The organism is Brevundimonas sp. 1080, from assembly GCF_040545985.1.
Classification (GTDB): Bacteria; Pseudomonadota; Alphaproteobacteria; order Caulobacterales; family Caulobacteraceae; genus Brevundimonas.
Window position 1 is genome coordinate 1 of the sequence record NZ_JBEPMW010000005.1, and the last position, 5,602, is coordinate 5,602.

3 tRNA genes and 3 rRNA genes are annotated in these 5,602 nt (G+C 54.3%); all 6 read right to left on the bottom strand.

Features of this window, described 5'->3' with window-relative positions:
* Position 1 precedes the first annotated feature (1 nt).
* The 6 genes from ABIC32_RS15205 to ABIC32_RS15230 all read right to left on the bottom strand — a co-directional run bounded on the left by ABIC32_RS15205 (position 2) and on the right by ABIC32_RS15230 (position 5,215).
* Positions 2–78, bottom strand: a tRNA-Met gene (locus tag ABIC32_RS15205).
* Between the two features lie 88 nt (positions 79–166).
* Positions 167–281: ribosomal RNA gene (gene rrf / locus ABIC32_RS15210) — 5S ribosomal RNA — on the bottom strand.
* 85 nt (positions 282–366) lie between these two features.
* Positions 367–3,147 (bottom strand): 23S ribosomal RNA (locus ABIC32_RS15215).
* A 200-nt stretch (positions 3,148–3,347) separates the two neighbouring features.
* Positions 3,348–3,423: transfer RNA gene (locus tag ABIC32_RS15220), tRNA-Ala, on the bottom strand.
* Between the two features lie 73 nt (positions 3,424–3,496).
* Positions 3,497–3,573 (bottom strand) — tRNA-Ile (locus ABIC32_RS15225).
* Positions 3,574–3,754: 181 nt separating this feature from the next.
* Positions 3,755–5,215 (bottom strand): 16S ribosomal RNA (locus ABIC32_RS15230).
* Together the 16S, 23S and 5S rRNA genes with 3 tRNA genes alongside form the textbook arrangement of a ribosomal RNA operon.
* Positions 5,216–5,602 lie beyond the last annotated feature (387 nt).

Here is a 5,602-nt window from a genome sequence, read left to right on the forward strand (position 1 = left end):
TTGGGTGCGGGAGTAGGATTTGAACCTACGACCTTCAGGTTATGAGCCTGACGAGCTACCGGGCTGCTCCATCCCGCGGCAAACGGTAGTGTATCGAGAAGGAAGAACGGTTTCGAGAAGGACCGCGATTGCGGTTTTTGTTCATCATCGGCTGTCCGCCTGGTAGACCCGGCGGCGACCTACTCTCCCGCGCCTTGAGACGAAGTACCATTGGCTCTGGAGGGCTTAACGACCGAGTTCGGAATGGGATCGGGTGGGGAACCTCCGACATAGCCACCAGGTCAACCAGGGGGACAGCGGATGATGAGAAGACATTGTCTGCGATCGTTCTGGTCTGAACGATCATCGAATGAGTTTTGCTGAGAAACGATCAAACCGATCGGATTATTAGTACCAGTAAGCTTCATGGGTCGCCCCACTTCCACACCTGGCCTATCAACGTGGTAGTCTTCCACGATCCTCAGCGAAGCCTTGTTTTGAGGTTAGTTTCCCGCTTAGATGCTTTCAGCGGTTATCTATTCCATACTTAGCTACCCTGCTGCACAGCTGGCGCCATGACAGGTACACCAGAGGTATGTCCATCCCGGTCCTCTCGTACTAGGGACAGATCCTCTCAAGCTTCGAACACCCACGGCAGATAGGGACCAAACTGTCTCACGACGTTCTGAACCCAGCTCACGTACCACTTTAAATGGCGAACAGCCATACCCTTGGGACCTGCTCCAGCCCCAGGATGTGATGAGCCGACATCGAGGTGCCAAACTTTGCCGTCGATATGGACTCTTGGGCAAAATCAGCCTGTTATCCCTAGAGTACCTTTTATCCGTTGAGCGATGGCCCTTCCACTCGGGACCACCGGATCACTATGGCCGACTTTCGTCTCTGCTCGACTTGTCAGTCTCGCAGTCAGGCGGGCTTATGCCATTGCACTCGACGACCGATTTCCGACCGGTCTGAGCCCACCATCGCGCGCCTCCGTTACACTTTAGGAGGCGACCGCCCCAGTCAAACTACCCACCACGCCATGTCCCGGGACCGGATAACGGCCCTCGGTTAGACGTCAACGACAGTAAGGGTGGTATTTCAAGGACGACTCCACCAGAGCTGGCGCCCCGGTTTCATAGTCTCCCACCTATCCTACACATACGGTCGCTAACGCCAAGGCGAAGCTATAGTAAAGGTTCATAGGGTCTTTCCGTCTGACCGCGGGAACCCCGCATCTTCACGGGGAATTCAATTTCACTGAGCCTATGCTGGAGACAGTGGGGAAGTCGTTACGCCATTCGTGCAGGTCGGAACTTACCCGACAAGGAATTTCGCTACCTTAGGACCGTTATAGTTACGGCCGCCGTTTACCTGGGCTTCAGTTCGACGCTTTCACATCTCCCTTTAACCTTCAGGCACCGGGCAGGCGTCAGACCCTATACGTCGCATTGCTGCTTCGCAGAGCCCTGTGTTTTTGCTAAACAGTCGCTACCCCCTGGCTTGTGCCACTCAGTCCTGCTTGCGCAAGGTGAGTCACGCTTATTCCGAAGTTACGCGTGCAATTTGCCGAGTTCCTTCAGCATAGTTCTCTCAAACGCCTTGGTATGCTCTACCTGACCACCTGTGTCGGTTTCGGGTACGGTCTCTGCTGGAGTTATTTCCTGGGACAACGCCCCCGCACACACAATCCAATAAGTGGGTACGAGTTAAGCCATCCGTCACTTCCAGCTGGTGCAGGAATATTTACCTGCTTCCCATCGACTACGCTTTTCAGCCTCGCCTTAGGGGCCGACTAACCCTGCGCAGATTAGCTTTACGCAGGAACCCTTGGTCTTTCGGCGAGAGTGTCTCTCACACTCTTATCGTTACTCATGTCAGCATTCTCACTTCCGATACCTCCAGCCAGGCTCACGCCTGACCTTCACCGGCCTACGGAACGCTCCGCTACCGCTTGCAGTAAACTGCAAACCCATATCTTCGGCGCACGGCTTGAGCCCCGTTACATTTTCCGCGCAGGATCGCTTGATCAGTGAGCTGTTACGCTTTCTTTAAAGGATGGCTGCTTCTAAGCCAACCTCCTGATTGTCAAAGCAATCCCACATCGTTTCCCACTTAGCCGTGACTTGGGGGCCTTAGATGATGGTTAGGGTTGTTTCCCTTTTCACGACGGACGTTAGCACCCGCCGTGTGTCTGCCCGATAGTTCTCTTGGGTATTCGGAGTTTGGTTAGTATTGGTACCGCTCGCGCAGCCCGCAACCATCCAGTGCTCTACCCCCCAAGGAATTCGTCGGACGCTCTACCTAAATAGATTTCGCGGAGAACCAGCTATGTCCAGGTTTGATTGGCCTTTCACCCCTATCCACAAGTCATCCCAGAATTTTTCAACATTCACGGGTTCGGTCCTCCAGTTGGTGTTACCCAACCTTCAACCTGCTCATGGATAGATCACCTGGTTTCGGGTCGTCATACGTCGAACTTAGCGCCCTATTCAGACTCGCTTTCGCTGCGCCTACACCTAACGGCTTAAGCTTGCTCGACACATGAAGTCGCTGACCCATTATACAAAAGGTACGCCGTCACCGCGCTTGGCGGCTCCGACTGCTTGTAGGCTTCCGATTTCAGGATCTGTTTCACTCCCCTTGTCGGGGTGCTTTTCACCTTTCCCTCACGGTACTTGTTCACTATCGGTCGTAGAGGAGTACTTAGGCTTGGAGGGTGGTCCCCCCATGTTCAGACAGGATTTCACGTGTCCCGCCCTACTCGAGTCTCTTGCTGTTTGATGACTACGGGGCTTTCACCCACTATGGCCGACCTTTCCAGATCGTTCGTCTTTATTTCACAAGAGCACTGGCCTGGTCCCGGTTCGCTCGCCACTACTACGGGAGTCTCGGTTGATGTCCTTTCCTCCGGGTACTGAGATGTTTCAGTTCCCCGGGTTCGCTTAATGAAGCCTATGTATTCAGCTCATTATACCTTTCAACAATCCGCCAATCGCTGCTTCCGAAGAAACAGAGTTGGAAGACTGTAAAGGTGGGTTTCCCCATTCGGAAATAACCGGATCAAAGGGTGCTAGCGCCTCCCCGGTTCTTATCGCAGCTTGCCACGTCCTTCATCGCCTCTCTACGCCAAGGCATCCGTCAGAAGCCCTTCAACGTTTGATCGTTTCTCAGCAAAACTCATGCTTGGTGTATTCCGCCCGACTGGAAAGATGCCGGGGGACCAAGCCTGATTTTTGTCAGACAATGTCTTCTTCTCGAACAGGACCTCAAAGCTCAGGGGAGCCGGTCACGTTCTTCCTTTACGATATCAATGCACGCCAACCCAAAGGCCGACGGCAAACTTGAATGCGATCACAAGATCCTGGTGGAGCCAGACGGAGTCGAACCGACGACATCCTGCTTGCAAAGCAGGCGCTCTACCAACTGAGCTATGGCCCCATTCCATCAGGAATGGTGCGAAGCCCAGGAGAGCTGTCATACGATACTGTCCAAGGCTGAAGTCCAGCAGGGCTGGTAGGCCCGGGCAGACTCGAACTGCCGACCTTACGCTTATCAGGCGTACGCTCTAACCACCTGAGCTACGGGCCTATGGCAGCGACAGCCGGGTCATAAACACCCAGGCTCGCGATCGCGTCACCAACTCAACGACCCGTATGGCCGAGGCGTCGATGACGAAAGTGGAAAGAGAAACGGAGACGGCGGCGTTCCGCCGTTTATTGGAGCCTCAATAGACAGTCTCGTGAGAGACGGCCTGGAGAAGCATCCTTAGAAAGGAGGTGATCCAGCCGCAGGTTCCCCTACGGCTACCTTGTTACGACTTCACCCCAGTCGCTGACCCTACCGTGGTCGCCTGCCTCCTTGCGGTCAGCGCAGCGCCTTCGGGTAGAACCAACTCCCATGGTGTGACGGGCGGTGTGTACAAGGCCCGGGAACGTATTCACCGCGGCATGCTGATCCGCGATTACTAGCGATTCCAACTTCATGCCCTCGAGTTGCAGAGGACAATCCGAACTGAGACGACTTTTAAGGATTAACCCTCTGTAGTCGCCATTGTAGCACGTGTGTAGCCCACCCTGTAAGGGCCATGAGGACTTGACGTCATCCCCACCTTCCTCCGGCTTAGCACCGGCAGTCCCATTAGAGTTCCCAACTAAATGATGGCAACTAATGGCGAGGGTTGCGCTCGTTGCGGGACTTAACCCAACATCTCACGACACGAGCTGACGACAGCCATGCAGCACCTGTGTCCTAGTCCCCGAAGGGAAAGCCACGTCTCCGTGGCGGTCCAGGCATGTCAAAAGGTGGTAAGGTTCTGCGCGTTGCTTCGAATTAAACCACATGCTCCACCGCTTGTGCGGGCCCCCGTCAATTCCTTTGAGTTTTAATCTTGCGACCGTACTCCCCAGGCGGATTGCTTAATGCGTTAGCTGCGTCACCGAAATGCATGCATCCCGACAACTAGCAATCATCGTTTACGGCGTGGACTACCAGGGTATCTAATCCTGTTTGCTCCCCACGCTTTCGAGCCTCAGCGTCAGTAATGAGCCAGTGTGTCGCCTTCGCCACTGGTGTTCTTCCGAATATCTACGAATTTCACCTCTACACTCGGAGTTCCACACACCTCTCTCATACTCAAGACACCCAGTATCAAAGGCAATTCCGAGGTTGAGCCCCGGGATTTCACCCCTGACTTAAATGTCCGCCTACGCTCCCTTTACGCCCAGTAATTCCGAGCAACGCTAGCCCCCTTCGTATTACCGCGGCTGCTGGCACGAAGTTAGCCGGGGCTTCTTCTCCGGGTACCGTCATTATCGTCCCCGGTGAAAGAATTTTACAATCCTAAGACCTTCATCATTCACGCGGCATGGCTGCGTCAGGCTTTCGCCCATTGCGCAAGATTCCCCACTGCTGCCTCCCGTAGGAGTTTGGGCCGTGTCTCAGTCCCAATGTGGCTGATCATCCTCTCAGACCAGCTACTGATCGTCGCCTTGGTGAGCCTTTACCTCACCAACTAGCTAATCAGACGCGGGCCGCTCTAAAGGCGATAAATCTTTCCCCCGAAGGGCACATTCGGTATTAGCACAAGTTTCCCTGAGTTATTCCGAACCTAAAGGCACGTTCCCACGTGTTACTCACCCGTCCGCCACTAACTCCGAAGAGTTCGTTCGACTTGCATGTGTTAGGCCTGCCGCCAGCGTTCGCTCTGAGCCAGGATCAAACTCTCAGGTTGAGTTGACTTCTGACCTAAGCATCGGACCGACCGAAGTCGTCCTTGGCATTAGTTCTACGTATTTTATTGACGAGTTCCCACGTCATCGATCCGAAGACCGACGCATGGTATCTTTTCAAAAAGACCGCAGATAGTCAGTGTCGTATGATGACCTTCTAGGGTCATCGCAAGAACACCGCCGCCTGCGTTTCTCTTTCCAAATCAACAATGTCAAAGACCCTGGAACCTCCGGAGAGGCCCGACCGTTTAACGCCGTGTCGTCGGCGGAGGCGGCGATTTAGAGAACCGCAAACCCCGTGTCAACCGCTCTTTTCAGAGATCTTTCGGAGAGAAGAGCGAACCCTTCAGACCGCAAGAAACCACCGGAGGAAAGCGAGGCTTACCTCT